The sequence below is a fragment of the Dyadobacter sp. CECT 9275 genome, from assembly GCF_907164905.1.
Lineage (GTDB): Bacteria > Bacteroidota > Bacteroidia > Cytophagales > Spirosomataceae > Dyadobacter > Dyadobacter helix.
Genome location: NZ_CAJRAF010000002.1, coordinates 3,820,684 through 3,845,676, shown reverse-complemented (window position 1 = coordinate 3,845,676; position 24,993 = coordinate 3,820,684). Strand labels below are relative to the sequence as shown.

At 45.1% G+C, this 24,993-nt stretch carries 23 protein-coding genes, 1 tRNA gene and 3 pseudogenes; 8 read left to right on the top strand and 19 right to left on the bottom strand.

Annotation, left to right across the window (positions count from 1 at the left end; translation table 11 throughout):
• Positions 1 to 36 precede the first annotated feature (36 nt).
• The 3 genes from KOE27_RS23805 (at position 37) to KOE27_RS23795 (ending at position 1,621) form a co-directional block, all read left to right on the top strand.
• Positions 37 to 109, top strand: a tRNA-Met gene (locus tag KOE27_RS23805).
• 182 nt (positions 110 to 291) lie between these two features.
• A complete protein-coding gene (locus KOE27_RS23800) occupies positions 292 to 642 on the top strand; it encodes an ISAon1 family transposase N-terminal region protein (RefSeq protein ID WP_215241213.1) in 351 nt (116 codons plus the stop codon).
• 43 nt (positions 643 to 685) lie between these two features.
• Entirely contained in the window at positions 686 to 1,621 is a 936-nt protein-coding gene (locus tag KOE27_RS23795; protein ID WP_215241212.1) for an ISAon1 family transposase, read from the top strand.
• 157 nt (positions 1,622 to 1,778) lie between these two features.
• Here KOE27_RS23795 and KOE27_RS23790 read toward each other — a convergent pair whose 3' ends face one another.
• The 3 genes from KOE27_RS23790 to KOE27_RS23780 form a co-directional block, all read right to left on the bottom strand.
• The gene (locus KOE27_RS23790) at positions 1,779 to 2,678 is read right to left on the bottom strand and encodes a nucleotidyl transferase AbiEii/AbiGii toxin family protein (protein ID WP_215241211.1); all 900 of its coding nucleotides are present in this window, start codon (positions 2,676 to 2,678) and stop codon (positions 1,779 to 1,781) included.
• Positions 2,659 to 3,441 carry a type IV toxin-antitoxin system AbiEi family antitoxin gene (locus tag KOE27_RS23785; RefSeq protein WP_215241210.1) on the bottom strand — a complete coding sequence of 261 codons (783 nt, stop codon included), beginning with the start codon at positions 3,439 to 3,441 and terminating at the stop codon, positions 2,659 to 2,661. The genes KOE27_RS23790 and KOE27_RS23785 overlap by 20 nt, the downstream gene beginning before the upstream one ends.
• A 179-nt stretch (positions 3,442 to 3,620) precedes the next feature.
• Entirely contained in the window at positions 3,621 to 4,034 is a 414-nt protein-coding gene (locus KOE27_RS23780; protein ID WP_215241209.1) for a hypothetical protein, read from the bottom strand.
• Between the two features lie 336 nt (positions 4,035 to 4,370).
• Here KOE27_RS23780 and KOE27_RS23775 point away from each other — a divergent pair, with 336 nt between their 5' ends.
• Both KOE27_RS23775 and KOE27_RS23770 read left to right on the top strand, forming a co-directional pair.
• Positions 4,371 to 5,015: a recombinase family protein gene (locus KOE27_RS23775; RefSeq protein ID WP_215241208.1), complete on the top strand. Its 645-nt coding sequence runs from the start codon at positions 4,371 to 4,373 to the stop codon at positions 5,013 to 5,015.
• A 155-nt stretch (positions 5,016 to 5,170) separates the two neighbouring features.
• On the top strand, positions 5,171 to 5,872 hold the full coding sequence (locus KOE27_RS23770; RefSeq protein WP_215241207.1) for a hypothetical protein: 702 nt from the start codon (positions 5,171 to 5,173) through the stop codon (positions 5,870 to 5,872).
• Positions 5,873 to 5,905: 33 nt separating this feature from the next.
• On the opposite strand, the gene KOE27_RS23765 is transcribed toward KOE27_RS23770, so the two are convergent.
• From KOE27_RS23765 to KOE27_RS23755, 3 genes and pseudogenes are all read right to left on the bottom strand, one after another.
• Positions 5,906 to 8,941, bottom strand: a complete 3,036-nt coding sequence (locus tag KOE27_RS23765; protein WP_215241206.1) for a hypothetical protein — start codon at positions 8,939 to 8,941, stop codon at positions 5,906 to 5,908.
• A gap of 128 nt (positions 8,942 to 9,069) precedes the next feature.
• Positions 9,070 to 9,210 carry a transposase domain-containing protein gene (locus tag KOE27_RS23760; RefSeq protein ID WP_215241205.1) on the bottom strand — a complete coding sequence of 47 codons (141 nt, stop codon included), beginning with the start codon at positions 9,208 to 9,210 and terminating at the stop codon, positions 9,070 to 9,072.
• Between the two features lie 15 nt (positions 9,211 to 9,225).
• Positions 9,226 to 9,351, bottom strand: a pseudogene (locus KOE27_RS23755) (hypothetical protein); the annotation flags it as partial.
• A 546-nt stretch (positions 9,352 to 9,897) separates the two neighbouring features.
• Here KOE27_RS23755 and KOE27_RS23750 point away from each other — a divergent pair.
• Both KOE27_RS23750 and KOE27_RS23745 read left to right on the top strand, forming a co-directional pair.
• Positions 9,898 to 11,409, top strand: a complete 1,512-nt coding sequence (locus KOE27_RS23750) for a response regulator (RefSeq protein WP_215241204.1) — start codon at positions 9,898 to 9,900, stop codon at positions 11,407 to 11,409.
• A 518-nt stretch (positions 11,410 to 11,927) separates the two neighbouring features.
• Positions 11,928 to 13,199, top strand: coding sequence for a tyrosine-type recombinase/integrase (locus tag KOE27_RS23745; RefSeq protein WP_215241203.1), 1,272 nt, complete (start codon positions 11,928 to 11,930; stop codon positions 13,197 to 13,199).
• A gap of 29 nt (positions 13,200 to 13,228) precedes the next feature.
• On the opposite strand, the pseudogene KOE27_RS23740 reads toward KOE27_RS23745, so the two are convergent.
• The 3 genes and pseudogenes from KOE27_RS23740 to tal all read right to left on the bottom strand — a co-directional run.
• Positions 13,229 to 13,837, bottom strand: a pseudogene (locus KOE27_RS23740) (IS256 family transposase); the annotation flags it as partial.
• Positions 13,838 to 13,874: 37 nt separating this feature from the next.
• A complete protein-coding gene (locus KOE27_RS23735; protein WP_215241202.1) occupies positions 13,875 to 14,768 on the bottom strand; it encodes a bestrophin family protein in 894 nt (297 codons plus the stop codon).
• A 366-nt stretch (positions 14,769 to 15,134) separates the two neighbouring features.
• A pseudogene (gene tal, locus KOE27_RS23730) lies at positions 15,135 to 16,247 on the bottom strand (transaldolase).
• A 59-nt stretch (positions 16,248 to 16,306) separates the two neighbouring features.
• Here tal and KOE27_RS23725 point away from each other — a divergent pair.
• On the top strand, positions 16,307 to 16,555 hold the full coding sequence (locus tag KOE27_RS23725) for a hypothetical protein (protein ID WP_215241201.1): 249 nt from the start codon (positions 16,307 to 16,309) through the stop codon (positions 16,553 to 16,555).
• Positions 16,556 to 17,294: 739 nt separating this feature from the next.
• Here KOE27_RS23725 and KOE27_RS23720 read toward each other — a convergent pair.
• The 10 genes from KOE27_RS23720 to KOE27_RS23675 form a co-directional block, all read right to left on the bottom strand.
• On the bottom strand, positions 17,295 to 17,762 hold the full coding sequence (locus KOE27_RS23720) for a hypothetical protein (protein ID WP_215241200.1): 468 nt from the start codon (positions 17,760 to 17,762) through the stop codon (positions 17,295 to 17,297).
• 49 nt (positions 17,763 to 17,811) lie between these two features.
• Complete coding sequence (locus KOE27_RS23715; RefSeq protein ID WP_215241199.1) at positions 17,812 to 18,489, bottom strand: BON domain-containing protein; 678 nt, start codon at positions 18,487 to 18,489, stop codon at positions 17,812 to 17,814.
• Between the two features lie 284 nt (positions 18,490 to 18,773).
• Complete coding sequence (locus tag KOE27_RS23710; protein WP_215241198.1) at positions 18,774 to 19,016, bottom strand: hypothetical protein; 243 nt, start codon at positions 19,014 to 19,016, stop codon at positions 18,774 to 18,776.
• Positions 19,017 to 19,047: 31 nt separating this feature from the next.
• Positions 19,048 to 19,392: a cupin domain-containing protein gene (locus KOE27_RS23705; protein ID WP_215241197.1), complete on the bottom strand. Its 345-nt coding sequence runs from the start codon at positions 19,390 to 19,392 to the stop codon at positions 19,048 to 19,050.
• 73 nt (positions 19,393 to 19,465) lie between these two features.
• Positions 19,466 to 20,041 carry a porin family protein gene (locus KOE27_RS23700; protein WP_215241196.1) on the bottom strand — a complete coding sequence of 192 codons (576 nt, stop codon included), beginning with the start codon at positions 20,039 to 20,041 and terminating at the stop codon, positions 19,466 to 19,468.
• A 155-nt stretch (positions 20,042 to 20,196) separates the two neighbouring features.
• Complete coding sequence (locus tag KOE27_RS23695) at positions 20,197 to 20,757, bottom strand: helix-turn-helix domain-containing protein (protein ID WP_215241195.1); 561 nt, start codon at positions 20,755 to 20,757, stop codon at positions 20,197 to 20,199.
• A gap of 76 nt (positions 20,758 to 20,833) precedes the next feature.
• Positions 20,834 to 21,196 (bottom strand): ATP-binding protein, encoded by a 363-nt coding sequence (locus KOE27_RS23690; protein WP_215241194.1) that lies wholly within the window; start codon positions 21,194 to 21,196, stop codon positions 20,834 to 20,836.
• Positions 21,197 to 21,339: 143 nt separating this feature from the next.
• The gene (locus KOE27_RS23685) at positions 21,340 to 21,591 is read right to left on the bottom strand and encodes a cation:proton antiporter domain-containing protein (protein ID WP_215241193.1); all 252 of its coding nucleotides are present in this window, start codon (positions 21,589 to 21,591) and stop codon (positions 21,340 to 21,342) included.
• Positions 21,592 to 21,838: 247 nt separating this feature from the next.
• Positions 21,839 to 23,728 (bottom strand): chemotaxis protein CheB, encoded by a 1,890-nt coding sequence (locus tag KOE27_RS23680; protein WP_215241192.1) that lies wholly within the window; start codon positions 23,726 to 23,728, stop codon positions 21,839 to 21,841.
• A 40-nt stretch (positions 23,729 to 23,768) separates the two neighbouring features.
• On the bottom strand, positions 23,769 to 24,878 hold the full coding sequence (locus tag KOE27_RS23675) for a fatty acid desaturase family protein (protein WP_215241191.1): 1,110 nt from the start codon (positions 24,876 to 24,878) through the stop codon (positions 23,769 to 23,771).
• Between the last annotated feature and the right edge of the window lie 115 nt (positions 24,879 to 24,993).

The following is a 24,993-nucleotide window of genomic DNA, read 5'->3' as shown; positions in this document are numbered from 1 at the left end:
TAATTGTTGTATGTTTGCACTCCAATTCAACGACACCGCGGGATGGAGCAGTTGGTAGCTCGTTGGGCTCATAACCCAAAGGTCGCTGGTTCGAGTCCAGCTCCCGCTACACAGAAAATCAAGCAGTTACATGAAAATGTGACTGCTTTTTTGTTAGTATCTAAAACATATCTAAAACAATTGAAGGATCAGGATTTCTAAAGTTTTGAAATGTCTTATAGGATCAGTCCGAAAAGTTGGGGGGCGACTAAAAAAGTAGTTTTTTTGCGGTGAATCAATTTTTAGAGTCCATTGCAAGAGTCGTATCAAGCCTTAGTTCGTTTCCTGTTGCCGGAAGGCATCTTAGATTTTTTTGACCTCTCCAAGATCGTTGAAGCCATCCCTGGTCTTCTGATCTACCTGGAAGAGAAAAACCTACCTCCCACTGAGTTTAAAGATCAAAAATTAGAGTCAAAAGGTTTTCTGCCTGAGATTTATATTCAAGACTTTCCTATTAGAAATCAGAAAGTTACACTTTGTATCAAACGCCGCCGCTGGGAGGTCAAAGATACCGGTGAGATCATAAGTAGAGATTGGGAATTGGTTCAAAAGGGCACGCGAATGACTAAGGAATTTGCGGATTTTTTAAAAGGGTTGTATTGATAATCATCCTGTAAGCTGCTCCCAACTAGGCAAATACTTTCATATGGATGGGAAACAGCTTCAGCAGCAGTATAAGAATCATATCAGTGATTATCGCCAGTGGGATCAGGTAGAGCATGCGGAAGATTGGATGTTGTATGCTCAGAATACAGGAGTTCAATTAAGCATTGATGAAACCGCCCTCTCTAACGGAGAATTATACACCATTGTTACCAATAAAGCAGCCAAAGGCAGAAAGGGCGCACTTGTTGCGATGATTAAAGGAACTCAGGCCGAGACGGTTATTGAGGTTTTAAAGAAGATTCCCAAGAAAATACGGGACACAGTTACCGAAGTAACTCTTGATATGGCGGCCAACATGAACCTGATCGTGAAACGCTGTTTTGCCAAAGCAGATCGTGTAATCGATCGTTTTCATGTCCAAAAACTTGCATATGAAGCTGTACAGGAGATTAGGATCAAATACCGTTGGGAAGCGTTGGATCAGGAGAATGGAGCGATTGGCGCTGCAAAGGAGGCTGGAATCAGCTTTGAACCGGAAGTTCTCGAAAACGGAGACACTGTAAAACAATTATTAGCCAGAAGCAGGTATTTGTTATTTAAGCATCAGGATAAATGGACTTCATCGCAGGCAAAACGTGCCCATTTACTCTTTGAACGTTATCCCTTAATCAAGCAAGCTTACAATATCTCTTTGGAGCTCGGAAGCATCTTTCGGACTTGCGGATCGAAGGAAGTGGCCTTTAAAAAGCTTGCATTGTGGTATAACACAGTAGAAGACTGTGGGATAGACTCCTTCAAAACCGTCGCCAGGTCTATTCAAGCGCATTACTCAGACATTCTAAATTTTTTCAACAATAGGAGTACGAATGCGTCTGCCGAATCCTTCAACGCAAAAATCAAGTCATTTAGATCATCATCCAGAGGCGTAAGAGACATCAAGTTCTTCCTGTTCCGGCTTTCTAAACTTTATGCTTAATTCCCCCCAAGAATTTGACTTGATCCGTCTTATATCACTAATTACCTCTTCATATAGGATTACGCCAGACAAAATCCTGGGCTGAGAAAGTAATTTTGGGTTTCATTAATACAAAAAAATTTTTTATTCAGAATTCTTGCACAACGAGTCCGTTTCTTTAATCAAGCTTTTCTTTCAGCCTTTCGAATTGTTCCTGATGTTTTTCAGGGTTTGTTTTTTTGAGAATATCCAGATTACGGAGCTTCCATTGAATGGATGGAAACCTCTCAAAATCATAAATACACCAGTCGGGGTCCACGTTTTTGAAACTGAGGAGAAAGTCCTTATCGGATGGTGTAAGGCTTTTCAGAACAACCTTTACAAGCTGTTCCCTCACAGTTTCATACTCCTCGTAGCTGAATTCCTCGGCACTCATGCCGGAAAACTGATTGGCCAGGGCTAAGCGCTGATCCTGAAAGTTTGGTACTATTAGCTCATTCATCGGCCTGTCGCTACCCAGAAGACAGTAAATGAATCCCTGGCGTACTTCATCGGAAAAGCCTTCGTTTGCCAACAGATATCTGATATCGAACAAATCTCGGGGATGTTGCCTGTCCAGGGCTGCGCATACCTTTCCTCCAAAAAGCTGTCCAAAAGGGACAACAGCGATACTTGTAAACACATCAAATTCTTGCTGGGCCCTTTCACAAAGCACCATCTGTACCGGCGTCTTGAAAGACCCACGACCAACAAGATTCACTTCCAGTTTAATTTCTGCACCAGGCAGGGAAATGAGAAGTTTACCGATGTCCTTCTTATGCTGGACATGAACCCGAGGGATCGCCTTTTCGATATTTGTTTTAACTCTTTCGAGAGCTTGCCCGATATTCAGCAAGGTTATCTTTCTGTCTTCAATGGGAAGGTAGGTTAGATCTATATCTACGGACAGGCGCGGCATATTGCGGACAAACAAATTAATCGCTGTGCCGCCATGAAGAGCAAAGCACTCCTCTTTGGCGACCTCAGGTAATACGTCGAGTAGCAACGCGACTTGTCGTTTATAAATTTTGTTTTCCATGTTCTTCCAACTCTTTCGGAACCGTTATTTGATATTTAGACACGTAGCTGCCATTTTTTGTTAGGCTACGTTTGCCTTTACCCATATCTATTTGCTCAACTACCAAATGCTGAACCCATGAGTGCTCAGCCTTTTCGGCCATATAAAGGAAAAGACGCTTTACTTTCACCGAATTACACTGATTCAGCAGTTGCTGCACAGAGCCTGGCCGCAAATTGTTCATTCCTTCCATCAGCTCATAACATTCTATGATTTGCGGGTTGGTTTTTGCAAGGTACAGGCATTCCATCATGGCCCTGGCGGCAGACGATACTTTGATTGAAAAGGACTTAAGCTCTAAGTCTGTCAAGCCGATATTACCTGGGAGAAAATTCGATTTATGATAGGCCAGTTTTACTCCCCAATCCCTATTTTCACACCAGCCGGGCAATGTTTCAAAGGTATCACCGAACAGATCAACTTTCGTTTGAGATAATTCGAGGTAGTGCGCTTTGCCAAGTAAAGACAATGCTGTTCGTCCGCCCGGGTGAACTGAGAGATTCAGCTGGTTTTGCAGCGCGTACACGGCCCCCTCATAGCCGACCTTATCGCCGGTTTTGATCAAAGCTCCTGTACCCAGAGATTCGATCCAGGCGCTTTTTTTATAACGGTTAAGCAGTTGATTGGAATATCCCTGATCGTTAAGCCACGAAGTAACGACAACTGCTTCTGACGGCCAGTCGCGTAGCAAATGGTTTAATTTTTTCTCATTTGGTAAACTCATAGTTTATTTATACTAAGAAAAACAAACTTTGTCAATACTTGTGTTTATAATTTTCCACAAAGATAAACTATTAGTTTATTCTTGTATTGAAAAATAAACCAAATGGAGAAAGCATGAGTTGAGGATTCTGTTTCGAAAGAGCAGAAGTCTAAACATCCTGAAACCCGGCAGCTATAAACCTAGTTCAGCTTAGAATCTTCTTTGAAACGTTCGGATGTATGGGATTTGATAACTGGGATGGGCCTGGTATCAATATCACAGCCCTTGTCGGCTGCCAAACTTGCCAGATTATTATAACGTTGGCGGTAAGCATTCACCTCTTCTTCTTCGGCATGGCTGAAATCCATAAAGAACCAGGGGAACAGAACGAACGCTCCGGCAACCCCTAATGCCACGTTCTTGCCGGTCTTATCAGTTTTAGGAACAAGGCGGGATATTTCTTGTTGTACGCCGATCATTTCGCTTTCCAGGGCACGGCAGCTTTTCTTTTGGTCGCCGTACTGCATGGTCATGACTGGGTTGGCAGCACGGCCACCACAGGCAGTGGTTGATAAGCTGGTTATAAGTAAAAGCAGGGCTATTTTTATTTTCATTTCTCTCTCCTCTGACCTGAAAGTCTCGGGTACTTATAAATTGATTTAGATATAAATCAATGCCTCAGCACCAGTCCGGGTGAGTTTGAGGACATGCTTAAATTCGATACTCAATAACCCTTATCCTTATACCTATCTAAATTCTTCCGGAAAAATTTGTCTATATGTAAACGATCGTTTACATATAGACACTTTCCTGGTAATTTTTGCTTTTCGCTCCTTCTCAACTCGTTGTAGTTCAACCTCTTTCCAGAATCGGTTAACCGTTTTTTAAACAAATTCTGTACAAATATAAACGATCGTTTACCACTAGACAGGGCAGAGGGGTAATGGCTTATGAAACAGGCAATTGCATACTATCGGGTTTCCACTTGCAAGCAAGGAAGAAGTGGGCTGGGGCTGGAGGCGCAGCAGGAAGCTATCATGAATTATTGCAAACTCAACGATTATGAATTAATCGATCAGGTCATTGAGATCAAATCTACACGAAAATCCAGGATTGGCCTGATGCAAGCTTTAAAAATGTGCAAGAAAATGAAAGCGACTCTTATCGTATCAAAACTTGACCGATTGGGACGTGACGTGGAACAGATCGCGAGAATTGTTAAGTCTAACGTTGACATTGTAGTAACGGACAATCCTCACGCAAACCGTTTTACAATTCATATACTGGCAGCAGTAGCGGAAGAGCATAGGCGAAAAATTAGCGAGGCAACGAAAGAGGCATTGGACGTAGCAAAAAAACGAGGGACAGTACTTGGACAAAATGGAAAAACGCTCTCGAAAATCAACCGTAAAGCTGCAGAAGACTTTGCTCTCAAATTGCTGCCATTACTGAAAAAATTGAAGGAAAAAGGGGTGCAATCCGTGCGTGCTGTTTCGAAGGAGCTGAACATACGAGGGGTTCCAACCTTTCGTGGCACTAGTCGCTGGCATCCAGGTACCATTCATACCTTACTTAAACGCTTGAAGGCACTTTAGCCCCTTGAAGTGTTGAGTAAGACCAATTCCAGCAGAGCGGGACCCTGGCCCGATTCGCTGGAGTTGGATGTGGTGTATTGTCTATTGGGAATTAGTATCACTAAACCAATGAGTTAATTTAACAGGTATTAATATGTTATAAAACAGCTATTTATATGCAAGATCCTCGACTTTTTTCACCCCTTTCCAAACTCTTTGAATTGCAACGGTTTTTTTGCTATACTGTCAGGCATCCACAAGGGGAGGATGATATGTCAGTTTGGAAAAACTTCAAGAATACCGCTTCTGTAATCGCGCTTGGCGCTTTGATGACCGCCTGTGACAAGCCTGGCGTTGATCAGAAAGGTGAAGGCAACGGGCCGGGTACCGACCCTGTTCAAGTAACTTCTTACAGTATTACCGGTAAGGCAGGTTCGGTGAGTTTCTATAAAGCAGACAGCACGGTTCGCTTCTGGCAGAAAGTATACGGCGAGACGGCAGCCGATGATAAATTGGTGGAAGCCAAAATAAGTGCCAGCACCAAAGCAAAAGGTGAAATAGTAAGCTTTGAGAATAATCTGATCACAGCCGAGAACGTAAAAGAATTCTCAAACCAAATCGTATATCTGAAGAATTACGAACTAAATACCGGGGTTTCTGTCGAAGGGAAAAATATTGGCAAAACTTCGGATGGCAAGTACGCTATCAAAGACATGCGCTTTTCGGGCACAAAAACCCAAATCCTCGCCGATGGCGCCAATAATCTGAATGATGTACTGAATGTTGTTAACAACTCCAATCTGAAATGGCGATTGGTCGGTGACAAAGCCACAGGCTATGGTGGGCAGGATAAGGTTTACAGCTTAGTCGTCAATTAATCTCCAATTCTCTTCTTTGCTCAACGCCGTCGATTAATAATCGGCGGCGTTTGTGTATGTCTGGCGCATCCGCTGACATACATCCTGTGGATTTGCAGGTTTTGTATTCACGCTTTTGAACGCATTATTAAAAGCTGTCTGATAGCCGATAGCATCTTCTACATCAATCATTTGAATATTGCTGTTGGGGTCACTGGGGCAATTGGCCAGTTCTCGGCTGCCCAGGTTGAGAATAAATACTCTCAGATTGGGCAACTTGTCTTTCACAAAGTCAATAAATGTCCCTCGGGTTGAATTTCCGGTCTTGAAGCAATCCTTCCAGTTTTCTCGCACCAAACCGTCAGCATCATAAAGCCTGAGGACGTGCCGACATGTTGGAGTACCTTCATTGGAAGGATCACCGCATTGGTTTGTCAAATAATATGGCTCTATTTTACTAATGACTTGAGCGGGGTCCATATCTGGTGACCCGGATCCTTCGTGAAGTCCTATGTAACGGCAGAAATCATAGTTATCTCCATCTACGCCAGCTCCTGGGAACCTTGCCTCACAGAGCGAGCCAAATGGGTATGGATAATCACTTTTGAAGATATAGCCATCCTTTTCATTGATACCATCCCGCTCTGCTCCATCGGTGAAAAGCAGTAATATACCCGGTTCTGTATTGACAACCCCTGCATCCGCATAGTGATCACCAAACATGGTTTTCAACGTCTGATCAGCCGCTTCAATCAATGGCGTTCCCGCTTTGGCTGTTCCTTTGTTTGCCAGCATGTCATTTCGCATCTGGTTAACTTCATAACCAAAGTCGCAATTGGGATCGGTGACATAGTTACAGAGATTGAAAGTCTTGGAGGGTTCGACGTTATTATCGAATACAAACTCGGTATAGGTCACATTGCTTCCTGTCGGAATATATCCCAAAGCTGTTTGTAGCTGTTCTTCGGCAATATCAAGATAGTTTCCTGTAACTGTTGAACGAAGTGCGACGCATGTTCCGGGTGAACAGGAGCTTTGCTGGGTACTTTTACCCGGAACGCAATAACCGATGTCGATCGAAGCATTACATGACTGCTTATTGTTGATCGCATCCATCATCAGCCTGTAATATTTTGAATCGTAGCGATTGATCAGATACTCCCCCAGGACAGATTCGATCAATTGGCCATCCTGTGGATATTCATCGCGGGCATTATCACGCAACAATCCACAGGCAGCTGTACGGTCGGTAAAGATATCATTCAAAGTAGCCCGGCATTCCATCCGACTGGTGCTCGTCGTCAGGGTTGGCACGGGAGAGGGAGGCTCTGGTTTCATACTCCCCGACCGGTCAAACACAATGCCGAGCTTGATGGGATCCGGTGGGAACTCACATGTCTGTCCTGCCAGTTTACAACCTGTAATCTCTTTCTTCATGTAACCGGCCATGGCCTGCCCAAGTCTTGAGCTGAAATCGGGGTTCTGCCACCCTTCCAGTGGAAGATAGGAAACAATATAGTCTTCCTGTCTGGCACGGGCGCGTGTTTCAGTCGTGGCATCCCCGAACAGCCCAGCCCGACTCCAGGGAATGGTACTTGGAGACCATTCCCCAGCCGGAGCAGTTCCCAATTGCAGGGCCAATGGCTTGGTCATGTAATGGGATTCACGCAGTACCACATTTCCATCATAAGGGTGCGGGCAATCGTATGTTTCTTCTTTCGGCGGGGCCATACACCGCGCACCGACATACCCGATTTTATACACCGTTTGCGCGAGTTTCATGGGTGTCTGCACACCATCCACCACTTTGATCAAACGGCAGGCGCGTACCTGGTAACCGGCAATCAGATCACCCGTCCAACCCTGGCCGCAGCTGCGGTTGCCCAGGATCGCACCGGTCTTTGCCGCGGCCGGGGTTTCGCTGATGACCTTGCCGGTCACATCTACCTGCATCGGCACAACCGGGTTGATCACATACTGCTCCGGAACAGGCTGCGGATCACAGCGCAGGAATGTTGTGCTTGGTACATTGGTATTTGGATTGAATGGCTTGGTATCACAACTGTTGGTATCATTGGCATTCTTACGGCACTTGAAGGTATAATATTGACTGGAACCGTTATCGAGCAGTTCCTTGATATTCTCCGCACTCAGCTGGATGCTGTTTTCGGTCTGGGGGCTCAATCCGGCATTGGGGTCACGGCAATAATCATTGATCTCTGCGGCACTAGGCGTGAGCTGCTGCCCATCCGGCGGATCGCAATCCCAGGTTTTTTCAATCCGCTTGATGGTATTCTCTGCCTTGCCGCCGGACTTCTTGCTGGCCAGATCAATGATGCCTACTTCAGGTGTCACGCTATTCTCATCGGTGATCAGACGGCAATGCTGCTTGCGTTTCACTACACCCTGATAAGGCGATGGGCAGGGGATGGTGATATCACGGTAGACGCTGGGCCAGGTCGTCTTTTTGGCGTCGGGGATCAATGTACCGATTGCGCCTTCGTATTTAAAACCTGCAGCATAGACCGGCGAAAAGGGAGCGGCATCCGTCAATGTTGGCATGCAATCCGCATCTTGGGCCACTTTGGGGTATTGGACACTGCCGCTGCCATCAACCAGACCGACAGACGCGCCGCCGAAACGCTGCGCCAGGGCCCTGGTCATCGTCGGAAAGATCATTTGCAAAGGCGGTAAGCCTTTGGGTTGCGCTGTAAAATAGGCCACCGCGCTCAGTTTGCGCTGTGAACGGTCTTCCGGCAGATCCTCACCCGGCACGAACGAACAGGTGGCGACCTTGATTCCCGGCTGCGTTTTGGGCATAGGGTTATCTTCGTCCGGGACAGTTGACAGGGTTGTGATCCCAATATCGTCCAGCGGAGCGCGGCGCACCAGGTTGCCCGCCACCAGATAAGCAGACATGTCGCTGGCCGCCTGGGCAAGACTCAAACCGGCGTTCTCAACAGCGGTCCGCTGGTTGATCTGGTTATAGCGGTCCAGTACATCGTTTTCGCCCGGCAAGCAGGCGGCCACAGCCAAAGCCACTTGCAGGCAGCAGAGGGTAACGAAAATAGACTGACAGGATCGGCTCATGATGAGCCCATTCTATAACCGAAAGACTTATAATCGATTAAAAAAAGACCATTATTTTAGTTGGCTGAGAAGGTTCGTATATCCGCCCGGCAACCTCTATTGCAGGCAAAGCTCAATTTACAAGTCGCTTAAACGTGCTGTTGCCGATACTTGCTCCAGCTGTTTGGCAGTAATTGGTAGAGATACTTGTGCTTGTGAGATTGGATTCTTTCCAGCACACCGGTGAGCCATTGATGCTCATCGATACCGTTTTTCATGCATGTTGCCATAAAGGACGGTCCGTTTCACGGTACATCGCTGCAGTCATCTCGGCTGCTTGGTGGGAGCCAGTAAACAAAAAAGGCCTTTCTTTCCACATCTAAGGGGCAGATGGTGTTCTCTGCAAGATTATTATCGATCTCAATTTGGCCGTGCTGGACATAGCCATAGCCCTAATGGATCCCATTTTTATGGTCCCTATCGAGTACTTTCAATGGAGTTTCATCGGCTTGTAAGTATTTCTGATTGACAACCAGCACCTTGAGAAGCCCCATAATGGTTGTCGCGCATCTGTTCAAATTCTTTTCCATGCTCTGTCTAAAAGTTTTAACTTTTAGACAGAGTTAATTTTACAGTCTCTTCTTTTCCTTAAATTTAAACGTTTAACCCTCTAACACATTAAGTACGAATCTAGGTGATTCAGCCTTACCCAACCGAGTCATATGATAAGTCGTTATAAGTTTATAATACACAGTCAACAAAACCTGCTAGACAGGGCACGAGTCAAAATATTGTTTGTTTGTATCCTCACTTTTCTTAGTATAAGGCTTTCACTGCTGGCTGTCGATCTGCAAACGCATGCTCCGTATAAACCATTTTTCGCTACTCAAGTATTTCCGGTTATTTGGTTAATTTGTCTTGCCCTTCTTTTATTTGCCAGATCTTGGAAAATAGCGGCACACTTTTTTTTAATTTTCATGACGCTTATCAGTTGGTCGAGCACCTTACTTGTCCAAGACGGGATCAATGTGGTAATTGTCCAATATTGTTTTATTGTGCTTTCCAGTGGCTACTTTTTATTAGGCCCCCAGAAGGGAGCATTATACTCCGTTTTGAGCGTATTGCCTTTGGTGAGTGAAGTCATTCTGAAAAACTACTTCAATTATCAGTTGCCAGGAAACAACCTTATACCTAATCAATTCTCCTTCCCATTTTTAATTGTCAGTAATTTTCTACTACTGGTCTATATCCATTTTTCCTTCTTTCAGACGCTTTTGCAGGTTGATCAAAAAAGACATACGCTGAAGAACAATCTTGAGAAGGCTCTGGCCGAAGCACGTCTGCAAACAATAGCTAAAAGCAACTTTCTGATAACGATGTCGCATCAGTTGCGAACTCCTTTGAATGTCGTGCAAGGTGCAACCGACCTGCTTCTTAAAGGCGTTCAGTTACCAGAACAAAAGGAGGCTTTTAACATACTTGATTTCTCCACAACTAACCTGCTGGCAACTATTGATCAAATCGTTGATTTCACAAATTTGGAAAGAGGCAGTATACAGCTCAAAAATGAGCCATTTTACCCCGGCGAGCTGCTTTATAATATCTATCAATCTTTTCGGCCTAGTGCTGACCAGAAGAAACTGAAATTTACTTTCAGTTCCGACCTGACACTAACGGACGTCAAGCTCAGTGGTGACGCATTCCGGCTGAGCCAGATCCTTTTTCACCTCCTTGAAAATGCTTTCAAATTTACCGAGGTCGGTCAGGTTTCACTAAACTTGAGTGCTGAGCGTGTGAATCCAGATTCCATCCGGTTGGCGATCAGTGTTAATGATACAGGAATCGGGATATCAGAGCAAAAATTGACCAGGGTGATTAATCCATTTCAAACTGCACCCGAAGAGAGCAGGCGACAAAATCACGGAACATTAGGCTTAACGATCGCTTATCAGCTTGTTCGTTTGCATGGACGGGAATTGATTATCGAAAGCCGGGAGGGGCATGGCACGAAGGTCAGTTTCAGTCTGATTTATACCCTCCTGGGAGGGAATTTCCCTTCGAAAAATCTTTCAGTCCCCGCTATTGGAACATTAGCAGGTTTTCGTGTTCTGATTGTCGATGATGAGCCCTTAAATATCTTGGTTATGAAAAGATTGCTGGAACGCTGGGGGATCAAGGTGGATTCTAGTTCCGATGGAATTCAGGCACTTGAAAAGGTGGAGGCTTTTGAATACGATCTAATACTAATGGACATCAATATGCCTAGAATGGATGGTTTTGAAGCTTCAAAGCGTATTCGAAAGATGGATAATTCTAAAAACACTTCTACTCCTATTTTAGCAGTAACTGCCTCGACTGAGGTGATATCCCAGAGCCTTCAAATATCTTCTGGTATCAATGATTACTTGCTAAAGCCTGTTAGACCAGATGACTTGTGGCATAAGTTAGAGGCCTTCCTTGTCAAAAAAAAACTTAACAACATTAATTGATATAAACCAAAATGCTCTTCAATCTAACTCCGATGTCTGCAAAAAGTGGGCGAAGAGGAGCATATATAAAATCTTCGTGATATTTCTGACTACAACAGTTAGCTAGTATTTATTGGAAATCTCATACAAGTTAAATTTCGGGTGTCGTTGTTTGAAATAATTGAATGGCGAATGCCCAGATTGGTTCCTTCCCTATCAACGAGGCAGTCGCCTTAATTCTGCGTGGCCAGCAAGTATTTATTGGTACACGGGATGGTACACGGCAAGAAAGGGGAGCTGATAGACAGGAGGGACAACCTTAGCTAAATCATTGATTTTAAATGGTGGAGCTAACCGGTCTCGAACCGGTGACCTCTTGCATGCCATCTGTGCCAGCTATTGTTTTTCCGGGTTTAACGGAAGATAATTTCTTGATAGAAAATATTGATTTATAGTATACTTAGCCTGTTGCGATTTAACCCCGTCCAACCCAATCCAAAGATTCTTGGTACACTATTTGGCCCACGAAGGAGGACTAAATGCCTAAGGCACAGTTGCATTTATTGACAGTTCAACAGGTGGAACGTTTACAATCAGGCGATGCCGATCAAATGCTCAACGACGGTGGCGGTCTCTATTTGTTCATTCGAAGCTATGGCGCAAAGCAATGGGTATTTCGTTATACATCGCCGATAACGGACAAGCGGAGAAAACAGTCGCTTGGACCATTAGCGGATGTTTCATTAAAAGAAGCAAGAAAATTGGCCTCCGAGAAGAGGGAACTGCTGGCCCGAGGACTCGACCCATTACTCGAAGCGGAAATCCGGAAATTCGACAAGGTCAAGGATTTTAATCAGTGGGAGGAAAAACAGCGCAATAAAGTCAAAGCAGTATTTGCTGACTGGAAACGTGCAGAACTCCAAAACCGAAAAGACTTTGGAATAGAAGTTGAGCGGGCATTTGAAAAGGACGTGTTTCCTCTGATCGGCAACAAGTTGATCGGTGAAGTCGAGCGTTCAGACATTAAAGCTATCTTAGAGCGTCCTTTGAATCGCAAATCAAAACGCATGGCCAATCGGCTGCTATCAGACCTCAAACAGTTTTTCGGATATGCGGATGATGAAGAACTTATTACACTTAATCCCACACGCCGGTTAATTAAGGAACGTGTTGGCGGAAAAGAGAAGTCACGAAAGCGGTATCTGTCCCTAGAAGAGCTCAAACAGCTTCATCAAATTTTACCTTCTTCAGGGCTGAGAGCCGAATATCAGTATTTGATATGGCTGCTTCTGGCAACAGGATGCCGTGTTAATGAAGTCTTGCGCGCAAAATGGTCTCATGTTGATTTAGATAAGGGGTTAATGACCATTCCATCCGAGCACTCAAAAAATACTGTCAGCCATCACGTATATCTTTCTCAGTTTGCTTTATTACAGATTCAGCAGTTACATGACACTCGAATGACTGATTGGCTGGTTCCTAATCGTACCGGCGATGGAGCAATTACCCGTCAGGTTTTGACGAAGCAAGTAACCGATCGGCAGCAAGATATCGGTGTAAAAGGCCGTGTGGTTAATAACAGAACCCTGATCTTGCCCAACGGCAAATGGGTAATACATGATTTACGCCGTACTACAGCCACATTAATGCAAGAATTAGGCATCATGCCACATATCATCAAGAAGTGTCTGAACCAGAAAACGGATGACAAAATCATGGAGACGTATCAGCGTGCGGAACTAGCCGTGCAACAGCGTGAAGCGTTCGAGAAATTAGGTAATTTTCTCGGAGAGATTCAACTGGTTAAGTAAGACAAGAGCGAGAAACCTTACTTATAGGTAAATGCTCCTGTTGTCTTGGCGGCCGCCGCTGCGGTGATTTTTCTAATCTGCCTATGCATTCCTTCAATTGCATTTGTAGTATAAATTACCTTTCTTATTTCAGCGGTAAACTCAAAAAAGGTCGATAAATTCACCCAGTTGTCCATCCAGGTTTTCATAGCCAGGTGATATTTCTTTCCCCATTTGTCATCGAATTCAAGTAATTTCTCGTAGGCTTTTTCGTGGTTAACTGCTTTATAAACAGGCTTCAAGTCGGCAATGACAGACTTTTTATCCTTTTCAGGAACATACCGTATACTGGTACGAATCTGGTGAATTATGCATAGTTGAATTTTAGTCTTGGGAAACACCGCTTCAATTGCCTCTGGGAAACCTTTTAAGCCATCTATGCAAGCTATCAGAATATCTTCAACGCCGCGTTGTTTTAAGTCTGTTAAAACAGATAGCCAAAATTTAGCACCTTCATTCTCAGAGAGATAAATTCCAATTAGATCTTTTTTTCCTTCTCAGGTCACACCCAAAATGTTGTAAATAGCACGTGATTCGACGCTGCCATTATCTCACACCTTATAATGCATACAATCAAGAAAAACGAATGGGTAAACTGCTTAATATGAGTCGTACTTCATTTTTTTATAGAAGCATTTACATTACATAATAACTTTCCAAGCTTGATTCTTTGGTCTTCACTTCTTCACCCAGCAATTGCCTTGTGTTGACTTCTATGTTTTTGGCGATATCCGTGATTGGAATATCACTTGGGCTATTTTTAAATGGGTCTTGTAAATGGTACGCGATCTTTTCGATGCAGAAAAACCCGGCGGAAATCAGCATCAGCAGCGGAATGACGAGCACGTTGTCAATGCTGCTCAGCGAAATTGTGAGTGTGATCACAAACAGATAAATGATCAAGTGCAGGATTAGCCGGTATGTCGAGGGAAACACCGTCCGGTTTATCCGCTCTGCGCCGCCCATCGAATCCGTTAGCCGGATAATTGCCTCCTGAAGGTGAATGTGCGCATGCACGTCCAATGCATCCATTGCGCGCATTGCACGGATGTCCTGCACCGTAAGCTGCAATATCGCCAAAGGTTTGTTGGTGTGTGCCAGGATCTTCCGTTGATCATCAGCGTCGATTAAGTGTTGCAGGTCAGCAAGCGGGTCGTTTCCTCTTAGGGAGCGCCCAAGCGTATATCCCCAGGCTGCCTGCCGGTAGGCGATCCGTTTTACGATTCCGTCATGATCGTGCGTCACAAAAGCCAGCAGCTGCATAATCAGGCTTCGCGAATCGTTGGTAATAGCACCCCAGATTTTTCTTGCTTCCCACCACCTGTCGTACGACTGGTTCATTTTGAATGACAAAAGGACCGAAATGGATGTTCCCAGAAAGGCCGGAATAGCCAGCGGCATGTCCGGCAGGAAGTTGGTAAGCCGGAAGGCTCCGAAATGAGTGATCAGACTCAATACCAGGACGGCAGTAAGCTCGTATTTTACAATGCCGATCAAGTATCGTAGTGGTAGTTTATTCTCTAGAATCATATTTGGTAGCTTTAAGTTATCGCTCGGATCTCACCATTATCAGACCACCTGCGCTAAAATTGAATGGATCAACACGTCCTCCTTGTTTCCATACACATCCTGCTGCCAGTGCATATGGTGGGCAGGCAGTAGGGTTAAAGAATAGGATTCGGGGACAATATGCGAATGAGCGTAGGGTCAAGCCTGATCAAATGCGGCGAAGAAAAGCCGGCCAGTCTTATGTGTCGTTGATCTGATGTGTCAATCGTACTTGCTTTTACCGTCGCGTTTATCCTTTTTGTCAGCGCGCTTTTCTTTCAGGTTCTTGACTGGCTTTTTCTTGTCTCCTTTCGGGGCATTTTTATCGTTTGACATTGTTTAATTGATTTAATCTGATTGATTGCCTTGCTTTTGTATTTCGATCGCGCCCAACAGTTTCTGAAACGGCTGGTTAAACTTTTCAATCCCTTCCTCTTCAAGTTGCTTCGCTACTGCGACCATGTCGATTCCGGCCGCTTTCACCCGTGCCATGACCTCGATAGCTTTGTCAAGATCAGCTTTTAGCCTGCTAGCTGGATTGCCGTGGTCGTGATACGCTTCTAATGTTTCCATTGGAAGCGTATTGACGGTGCTGTCACCGATCTGCGCTTCCACGTAGTGTGTGTTGTCGGTAAACGCAGGATTTTTGTTGCTTGTGCTTGCCCAGAGCAGCCGTTTCGGCACTGCACCTTTTGCTCCCAGGGCCTTCCAACGGTCTGTGCTGAAAACGCGTTCATAAGTCTGATACGCCAATTTTGCGGAAGCAATTGCGACCTCACCCCTCAATTCGCCAAGTCCCTTATCGTCCAGAAATGGATCGAACAGAATGTCGATACGGCTCAGAAAGAAACTGGCGACAGAGGAAATGTGGTCAATGGATAAACCATCCGCAGCCCGTTTTTCAAGTCCAGAAATGTAGGCTTCTGTCGTGGCTTCGTACCGGTCAAGACCGAAAAGCAATGTCACATTTACGTTAATACCTTCGCTAATCGCCGTCTGGGTTGCAATCAGGCCCGACTCGGTTCCGGGAATCTTGATCATCACGTTATCCCTGCCTACCTCCTGCCATAGCTGGCGGGCTTGGTCGATGGTCGCTAGGGTGTCAGTAGCTAGGAACGGGGAAACTTCCAGGCTGACATACCCATCGGCCCCAACAAGTCACTCCTCGTTGTAGACCGGCCACAAAATGTCGCATGCCTGCCTTACATCGGATATGGCCAGCTTGAAGAAGATTTCCTCATTGGTTATATCGCCTTTTAAATGTTCCGCAATATCCGCGTTGTAATCCAAACTGCTGCTGATTGCCTTTTCAAAAATTGCAGGATTGGACGTCACGCCTTTTACGCCGTCCGCATCGATCAGCTTCTGCAATCCACCCGAGACAATGAACTTGCGGTCTATAAAGTCGAGCCAGATGCTCTGACCAAACTCGTGTACCTGTTTTACTTTACTTACATTCATAACTAAACGGTTATTTAAATTGACAGATCTGGTAGATCTGGATAAGCAGCCCTGCTAACTTGGCCGTTCGGCTTTATAAATCTGTCCCCATTCTCAGGGCGGTCGCCAACGCCGTAAGCAAAGAAGGCATTTCGCCCTCCGCGCCTAATTCCAGAGCAATCCGCGAAACTTTCGTAGCCACCTCCTTCATTTGTTCCACAATGGTGCCGGCATTTGTGGGGACCGAAGCAAGCAGTGATTTTAATTTGTCCAACTCGTCCGCAATGGGCTGGGTACTCTCACTTACTGAAAGCGGACCAAGCCATTGAGCGATTACTTCGATACACGTTGTGGCGTAAGGGAGGCTTCGTTCCCCATCAGAGGACCGGTTGTAGTCTCGATCAGTTCGGTTGTGTCAGCTAACGTGTTCATTTGTTTTGATTTTAAGCAGACTAGGTGTTAGGGATCTGCCCGGGGATGTAGCTGTACAATTACTGTACCATACAAGGCAAATAGAGTATAATAGCCATTAACAGGATCGCGTGTAGCTAAGAGGTGTTCTACGCCAGCCCCTTATGGGGTTGATTCTTCCGAAAATGCGCTCATGCTACATGGTCTAAAGGCCTGGGCCTGCCCACAACAGACTGGATCATATCTTCGATCCTTAAAGAGTCATACATCTCATAAGGAAACCGTGTCGGGTTTACCTTACGAAACGTATTATCGATGCATCAGGTGGTTCCTTGATTGTTGAAAGCACCGTTGGTGAAGGATGTGAATTCAGTTTTCATTTTAGTGATTAGCTATTAAACGTCTTCTCTCGGAAAGTGGCAATACAGCTGTTTACCACTTTCATAATCGGGCGAAATTTCCCTTTCAAAAAGGGCATACTCCTTCTCTGAGCCATCTACCGCCCGACAATAATAGATTCTCTTATAGTAACGTCTGATAACCAGCTTTTGACCGGGATTCTCATTAGCATAGACACATTGTCCATCAAAGTACTTGTTATCAAATATGGGCTCGTTCATATTATTAGGTCGATAGAAGTCATACAACCTTCGGATTTCAATACATCGGCTCCGGGAGTATATTAGGCTGCATGTCGGCCAGTTCCTTTTCATCCTTCTGAATACTAGCTTTCAGAGAATTAATATCGCTGTCGAGTTTTTTCAGACTATACCCGGCCTTTCGGGCTTTCTTCGCATCCGACTTGGCTGAGCCAGCGCTATTGTTAGCCCTACGGGCCAATTTGCGGTCTTGTGACTCGTCTCTAAGTTTATCTGCGGCCTGCTTATTAGCATCCGCCGATTTCTGTGCGTTCTCGGATGTTTGCGATACCTCCATCAACTTTCCTTCACGCTCGTTTTCAAGCTTGGCCAGCTGCGTTTTGTTTTCGTTTAACCTTTTGCCTATTTCAAGCATTTGCCTTTCCGCTTTTAGGGTTGCAAGGGAGTCTTTTGAGACCACTTGCGCGGTTAAGGGGAAGGCGAGCAGGATTAAGCTCAGAGAAGCTATTATTGTGTTGTTTTTCATGATTCTATCTTGTTTGAAATGAATATTTTCTCCCGCTGGGAGCACACTGTTATCTGTCCACAGTAACGGGATGTTGTTCTACTATTAATTCGTTATAAACGATCTCGACCCCGGGTGCTTTCCAAGCCTGCCGCGCCGCTTCATCCTTTTCATAGCATGAGCTCACTGTGCCTGTCAGAATGACCTTACTTTTAACCACTCTGATATGAATGCCTTCTTGAGTGATGGAGCTGCTACGGGTAAAAGCACTTTCTATCGCCGCCTTATCAATTTCGGACGTCGGTTCATATTTAATTTTGATATTGTTGGACACGCCCTTTACTCCCGGAAATTCCCGGATCAACCGTTCCGCTGCATCGCGCTGATAGTTCCATTGCAGATCCCCTTCCAGGGTTATCCAGCCATTTTCCACTTTTACTATGGCACGACCCGAAGGTATTTCCTGTGTCCATTGATAGCCGTTCACTATTTCGTTAGCCAGATCAGCATCATCCCGGATAGTCGTATCATCTTTTGGTTTAACACTTATCTGCTCGGTCACGACTTTGACGCCTTTCACGCGCCTGGCGGCCTCTTCCGCCTCCGATTTCTTGCCATAGCTATCCACGGTGCCAGAAAGGTTGATCACACCGTCTTTCGCGGTAACAAATATATCTGTTTCGCGCAACAATGGCTCCCATCTGATTGCATCGCGGACATCCCGTTGCAAATCTTCATTAGTTTTCATGTTATTATATTAAGTGTGATTATTTGAATGTTATCAGACGCGAACTTACGGCCTGCCTTCGGACGCTGTTTTCAACAAATCTGGCTTTGCCACTGACGGATCTCGCATCCCCAAGAACCTCCTCCCTTTTTCTACCAGTCGTCTTATTCTGTAAGATGTGTTTTTCGGCGCAAACATTGTTCCGACTGCAACGAAAAGTGATGCCATGATCACCCATCCAAAAAATGCTTTTCCAGTTTTCATATTCTATTTATTTAAACAATAACTGCTTACTCTTTCTTGCTTTACAGCCGGGCTCTCCTTCTATTGCGATGTGCTTTTGCCGGAAGACCTGCGACGATTTTATCGACTTGACGCTTGAAATTTGTCACGCGGTTCAGCTTATCCATTGCGCCTCCGTATTCTCCTCTTCTTTTTCTAACGTTTCTACATATACGATATACTTTGCCGAATGCAAACCACAATCCAAAAACGAGGCCTAAGGACATGACCAGCACCAACCTAAGCGACACTTTTTCCGTTTTCATAGTAATAAGTTTAATTGGCAGTAGATGCCGATCACTCATACCCGCTTTTTATAACTGTCGAAATCATTTTGAAAGGCTCTTTGGCGAAAAAAGAGTTCCTTTGATGCGCAGGAATCACAATCCCCTGGCCCAATGTAAGTCTGTGTTTTTTACCATCGATGACAATTTCAGCAGAACCGTCGATAATCTGAATATAGGTATCAAAGGCGGAAGATTTCTCGGCGATTTCCTCTCCGGCATCGAAGGCCGAAACTGTAACGTTACCAGTCATTTTTTTGATAATAGTTCTGCTCTGAACCGCATTGGGTACGTACTCGATAATCTCCACAATAATGTGCGCCTTTGCTTTTTCTATCTCCTCACGGTCCGTATTCATATCCGCTATATTTTCCTGATTTCATACATGAAGCCTATTTTTAACGTATCTGCGACGCTTATGCAGAAGCATACTATTCTTTGATGGGAATCACCCAGAATAAGCTGCCCTGGATAACGCTGTTTTTGAAGTCCGGATTGATTTCCTGTGAAGAGAAGTCGCCCACTTTTGATAGCCCTGCCACATAGCGAAACCCGATTCCAAGCCCGATATTAGACTGATAACCCAAACCCGCACCCAGGGATATATCCAGATTTTTAGCGAAATGATCAATGGTCTGGTCAGGAACACTTTCAGATAACCGGAAGCCCGCTTGAGGTCCTGCTTCCAGATAAAAACCACTTCTTGTCCTGAATTTCAGCATGACGGGCACCGTCAGATAGTTGATCTTGAAGTCCGCTTTGCTGCCACTACTCTCTACCTTGGCCCCCAGGGTGGAGAAAAGCACTTCAGGCTGAATAGAAAAGACATTTCCAAAACCAAAATTAAGCATACCCCCAAAATGGTAGCCCACCTTAGCGTCAGTTTGAATATTACCGCCTTGATAATTACTGAGGTTTACGCCAGCCTTCGGTCCGAAACCAAACGTTTGTGCGAACGACGTGATGGTCATTGCACATAGTATAAGTGTTATTGAGAACTTTTTCATTGTTGAGCCCCGCAGGGTTTTTAGATTTGAATCAACCTGTACAAAGGTCGACACCGGCGGGCCCTTATGTGTTACATAACTGAGTTGAAAAGTTACATTGATCACTGATTGTCAGAAACGGAAATCAATACTTTTCAGAGGAAGGCCAATAAGCCTCAGATATTTTCCAGGTTATCGTCGCGCTTTCTCCGAAGTTTTTTATAAAAGGTAGGAGTAAGACCTGTGACCTTTTTGAACTGATTGGAAAGGTGCGCCACGCTGCTGTAGTGTAGCTTGTAAGAGATTTCTGTGAGGTTCAAGTCTCCGTAGAGCAGCAGTTCTTTAACTTTTTCTATCTTGTGATGGATAATAAATTGCTGGATATTGATGCCCTTCACCTCGGAAAAGATGTTGGAAATATAAGTGTAGTCGTACCCCAGTTTTTCTGCGATGTAATCCGAATAGTTAGTTTTAGGAAGTTCATCCTGGTAATGTATCATTTCCACGATGACATTTTTGATTTTCTCAATCAAAATACTCCTCTTATCGTCCAGTAGCTCCAGGCCCGATTTGAGCAGATTCCTTTTGAGTGCTTCGCGCTGCTCGAGTGTGATATCTTCAAGAATTTCGACGCTTCCCAGCTCCACAACCACATAGTGCAAGCCGATATTTTTCAGTTCCTGCTCGACCATCATTTTACATCTCAGGCTAACCATGTATTTGATATACAATATCATAATCGATAAGCGAAGTTACTGTAGTCGGCAATGAATCCAAAGCCATCCTGTTACAATATAGCTGATAATGTCGGGTTTACAGCAGCCTTCGGGTCGATTTTCCGGGATTATGTTTCTTGTTGAATGTCAGGATGAAGCATGTTCCGGAGCCGGCCCGGGACTGCACATATATATCCACATGACTGGATCTCAAAATTTTCAAAGTCGAGAAGAGGCCGATTCCTATACCACCCGCTTTATCGGAGAAACCTCTTTTAAACAGATTTTTCATGCCCGCATCATTGATCCCGCATCCATTGTCTTCAATGCGGATCAGGTGCGTCGTGTCTGTCGACCTGGTGACCAGCTTCAACTCGCCTAGCCGTGGATTCATAGCTTCAATGGCATTGACCACGATATTCGTCAAAGCGATTTTTATTTTTTGCGCGTTAATCTTCATTACACAGTCATTCGAATCATAATCCCGGGTAACCTTGATCTTTTTTAAGGCAAAGCAAGCGTAAAGCCGGGGATGATGGCCACTGACAGATGGGCTATGACCAGAGACGTTGAAAATACAAGACCGAACCCCCGTGAGAAGATCTACTCTTTTCTGGCCCAGAAATCTTTCCAGGACGTGGTCCAGGCCGCTTCGAAAAGCAATGGAGGAAGAAAGATCAAAAAGATGATTTCGGGGTTCAAACTGACATTGGGCACTGCCGGAATTAACGGAATAGCCAGTCCTCCCAGTACAAGTAGAATCGGGTAAGAAATTTTCAACCTTTCGCTCCACAGATATAGTAAGGCTATGAAAAAGAAAAGAATCAGTACGAGCAGCAAGTTTTGATGGACCATCTATAAAGATACGCATATACTGCCCGGAAAGGCTAATGATAGAGAGATCAACGTATAGCTATGTTGGTTAGAAAAAGGCCTTCTTGTACTGTGTTGGAATGGGCTAGAACGTGAGCAGTTACGCGGCAGCGGCGCGTCGATTTTAAAAATCAGCTATCTGACATTATCAAATAAGCACCAGGCAACATCACCGTCCCGGCTTTTGATGCCGGAAGAAGATCGTAGGGAACTTTCCCGTTTTGAGACACTATTTAGCTGCGAAACTAATGGTGAATTTGCTTCCTTCACCAGGAGTGCTCTCAACCACCAGGCTTCCCCCAGACGCATCTATCATCCGTTTTGTTAGGTAAAGCCCCACCCCTTTGCCTTCTATGTCGTATCTCGCTCTTCCGTAGAGTTTGAAGATATGCTCCAGTTCGGGTGTAGGGATACCCATCCCGTTGTCTTCCACGGAGAGGACGACCTGGCCGTTGATCTTCTCCGTAACGATATGGATCGATGGTTGCAGGCTTTCGTTGAACTTAAGACTGTTGGAAACCAGATTGAAGACAATACTCCTGAGGTTCTTTTTGGAAAAGTAAATGGATCTTTCCCGCAGACTGACAATTATTTGAGTGTTGGATTGTTTGATCTTGGTTTCCAGCGGCCACAATACGCTCTGGATTATTTCTTCTATATCGACCTTTTCCTTTGATTTTAAATCATGTTCGGCCTTCGCCACGTTACCCATATCTTCCACCAGTGCGCGAAATCTCTTTACGGATGCGTTGATGATACCGATCATCTCGGTTAGTTGGGTATCATTCACGCCTATCTCGTTGATTAGTGCGATACTACCTTCAATATGAGCAAGCGGTGCCAACAGATCGTGTGACGCCAGGTGGACAAAGTTGTCTAGCTCTTCATTAGCTTCGGTTAACTTTTTGTTTTTTGCGTCTAGCTGGTGGTTTGCTGATCGCATTTCATGATTATCATGTCGTAGCCGCCCATTAGCCAGTCGCATCAACGCGTTTGCGACCTTCAAATTGTTCATCGATACATCTGATTTGTGCACTAGGGACAGTCTTGTTTTCAATTCATTAAGCTCTTTTTCAAGTTCCATCAATTGTTCTTCATGGGTAACTTTATTTTCCAGTTTATCCCCATCCCGTTTGAATCCGAAAATTTCGGGTTCCGGATTTGTTCCCGGAGAATTTGGGGTGTTTTCATTGACCGGAGCGGCAATCCCGCCGGTAAGAAATTCCCTGGATAGTGCATGCATTTCTGTCGACGTGACTTTAAGAAAAGACAGGTAATCCGCCAGCGAATAGAAGTTTTGATCCAAAGCTCTTTTTCGGGTCTTGTGCGATAGAATGTCCAATCTGTAACCCGAAAAATCAAATGTGGTATTCTCGCGGATCGCATCTAATATCATTTCCATGGTCACTTCTTCATTCTGATCCAGCAGTGTTTTGCGGCTTTGCATTACATAATCTTCTATGATTTGGGGTATAAGGGCGGGCTCAGTGACAAAGTCAACCTCATTGATGGAGGGAGCAAGGAGAATGGCGTCTTGCCGTCGCGCGATGACAATACCTCCGGCATCCCGGATCGCACTTATCCCTTCAAGGCAATCTTCGCCAATATCAAAAAGGACTACCCCTATGGCTTTTTCCCCTTGATCTGCTGCGAGGGAGGCGAAAAAACTGTCGGTGCTGCTATGCAGCCTGGGATTATACGGTTTTTCTGTGATGTATAACCTTCCCTTCCGGATGCTCATCGATTTGCCTTCGGGAATGATGTAGACGTGGTCTGTTTCGACCAGCACTCCGTTTTGCGCCTCACTGATCACCAGATATAAATCCTTGGCCAGTATTTCAGCCAGTCTAGCGCGGAAGTGTGGCGGTAAATGCTGTATGATTACATAGGCGACTCCGGCGAGCGGTTTTTGATCGAAGAAGGTCGCGATGTCGTCAATGCCGGAATCGGAGGCGCCGATGGAGATGATATGATGGTGTGCGTTCATGCGGGCGGTGTCTGTAAATGTTGTTTCTTTGAGCCGGTACTCCGGACGGATGTGCTTACGAATGTCACAGCAATCCGGTTGTGGGAACGGGAAGTAGAAAGATTGCTGCCACTCTGATATTTCGCTCGGCATGCATTTCAGGGCGGACGAGAACTAGAAGTGTGCATTGAAGCTAAACAATTCCTTCATTAAAACGGGGTATTCCGAACTTTTTAAGTATCGCGATATGGGACCTCAGGGCAATTATAAAAGTTTGATGCTCCATATATTTCAGTCCGAATTCCTGGGCTGTTTTTTTGACGATGGGAGCGATGGCCGGATAATGTATGTGGCATATTTTCGGAAAGAGGTGGTGCTCGATCTGAAAGTTAAGTCCTCCGACATACCAGCTGAGCCATTTATTTCGCGGAGAGAAATTGACAGTGGTTTCCATCTGATGCACAGCCCAGTCTTTTTCTATAATGCCTTCCGGATTGGGCAATGGGTATTGGGTTCCTTCCACCGAATGGGCAAGCTGAAAGATCACCGTCAGCACAAGGCCGGCGGCAAAATGCATGAGTAAAAATCCGGTCAGGATCGCATTGAAGGGAATTTGAAAAACCAGTGTAGGAAGCACGAAAAATATGCCCAAGTAAAGCAGCTTTATCACGATCATTCCTGTGAGCATTTGCAGGTTTTCGCGTTTTGTCTGTCGGTTCAGTCCGGATTTAATGAAATGGGCGTATTGAATAAAATCTTTCAGAAGCACCCAGTATAATGTCAGAATCCCGTAAAAAAAGAATGCATACATCCATTGAAACCGGTGAATGGATTTCACCGCCTCGTGCGGCGAAAGTTTCATAACGCCCCGGTCCTTGATGTCCTCGTCCAGGTTAGCGACGTTAGTGTAGGTATGGTGCAGGACATTGTGCTGCCATTTCCAATTCGATACGCCTGCGCCGGCCAGGCATATTGTAAAACCCAGCCATTTGTTTACCGCTGGCCTTCTGGAGAATGCGCCGTGATTGGCGTCATGCATGACGCTCATTCCGATCCCGGAAATGGCAGCACCCATTACCAGCCATAACAGCGTACTAACCCATACTCCGGGCGTGAACGCCAGTATTGCGACAAAGGGCAGTACGTAACACGCCAGCAGGATGATCGTTTTGAGCACCATCATTCCGTCGGCGTACCTTGATTTATGATTTTCTGTAAAATACTGCTCAACCCTTTTTTTAAGGGTGGGGAAGAAAAGGGTTTTGTCGATTGCGACAAACTTGATTTTTTTCTCTGTGCTCATATCTTCCTTTTTTAGTCCTTGTGGTAAAATAACTTTGGAAGATACAGGGATGCTAAATCTGCTCTGGCATAGGCCGTTTGATGTAAAACGCTGAAAATCAATATTTATTGTAGAA

Bases quoted from the DNA above. Each gene is read 5' to 3' on its own strand.
- KOE27_RS23795 (WP_215241212.1), top strand. From the start codon at position 686: ATGGATGGGAAACAGCTTCAGCAGCAGTATAAGAATCATATCAGTGAT.
- KOE27_RS23790 (WP_215241211.1), bottom strand. From the start codon at position 2,678: ATGGAAAACAAAATTTATAAACGACAAGTCGCGTTGCTACTCGACGTA.
- KOE27_RS23785 (WP_215241210.1), bottom strand. From the start codon at position 3,441: ATGAGTTTACCAAATGAGAAAAAATTAAACCATTTGCTACGCGACTGG.
- KOE27_RS23780 (WP_215241209.1), bottom strand. From the start codon at position 4,034: ATGAAAATAAAAATAGCCCTGCTTTTACTTATAACCAGCTTATCAACC.
- KOE27_RS23775 (WP_215241208.1), top strand. From the start codon at position 4,371: ATGAAACAGGCAATTGCATACTATCGGGTTTCCACTTGCAAGCAAGGA.
- KOE27_RS23770 (WP_215241207.1), top strand. From the start codon at position 5,171: ATGCAAGATCCTCGACTTTTTTCACCCCTTTCCAAACTCTTTGAATTG.
- KOE27_RS23765 (WP_215241206.1), bottom strand. From the start codon at position 8,941: ATGAGCCGATCCTGTCAGTCTATTTTCGTTACCCTCTGCTGCCTGCAA.
- KOE27_RS23760 (WP_215241205.1), bottom strand. From the start codon at position 9,210: ATGGCAACATGCATGAAAAACGGTATCGATGAGCATCAATGGCTCACC.
- KOE27_RS23750 (WP_215241204.1), top strand. From the start codon at position 9,898: ATGACGCTTATCAGTTGGTCGAGCACCTTACTTGTCCAAGACGGGATC.
- KOE27_RS23745 (WP_215241203.1), top strand. From the start codon at position 11,928: ATGCCTAAGGCACAGTTGCATTTATTGACAGTTCAACAGGTGGAACGT.
- KOE27_RS23735 (WP_215241202.1), bottom strand. From the start codon at position 14,768: ATGATTCTAGAGAATAAACTACCACTACGATACTTGATCGGCATTGTA.
- KOE27_RS23720 (WP_215241200.1), bottom strand. From the start codon at position 17,762: ATGAAAAACAACACAATAATAGCTTCTCTGAGCTTAATCCTGCTCGCC.
- KOE27_RS23715 (WP_215241199.1), bottom strand. From the start codon at position 18,489: ATGAAAACTAATGAAGATTTGCAACGGGATGTCCGCGATGCAATCAGA.
- KOE27_RS23710 (WP_215241198.1), bottom strand. From the start codon at position 19,016: ATGAAAACGGAAAAAGTGTCGCTTAGGTTGGTGCTGGTCATGTCCTTA.
- KOE27_RS23705 (WP_215241197.1), bottom strand. From the start codon at position 19,392: ATGAATACGGACCGTGAGGAGATAGAAAAAGCAAAGGCGCACATTATT.
- KOE27_RS23700 (WP_215241196.1), bottom strand. From the start codon at position 20,041: ATGAAAAAGTTCTCAATAACACTTATACTATGTGCAATGACCATCACG.
- KOE27_RS23695 (WP_215241195.1), bottom strand. From the start codon at position 20,757: ATGATATTGTATATCAAATACATGGTTAGCCTGAGATGTAAAATGATG.
- KOE27_RS23690 (WP_215241194.1), bottom strand. From the start codon at position 21,196: ATGAAGATTAACGCGCAAAAAATAAAAATCGCTTTGACGAATATCGTG.
- KOE27_RS23685 (WP_215241193.1), bottom strand. From the start codon at position 21,591: ATGGTCCATCAAAACTTGCTGCTCGTACTGATTCTTTTCTTTTTCATA.
- KOE27_RS23680 (WP_215241192.1), bottom strand. From the start codon at position 23,728: ATGCCGAGCGAAATATCAGAGTGGCAGCAATCTTTCTACTTCCCGTTC.
- KOE27_RS23675 (WP_215241191.1), bottom strand. From the start codon at position 24,878: ATGAGCACAGAGAAAAAAATCAAGTTTGTCGCAATCGACAAAACCCTT.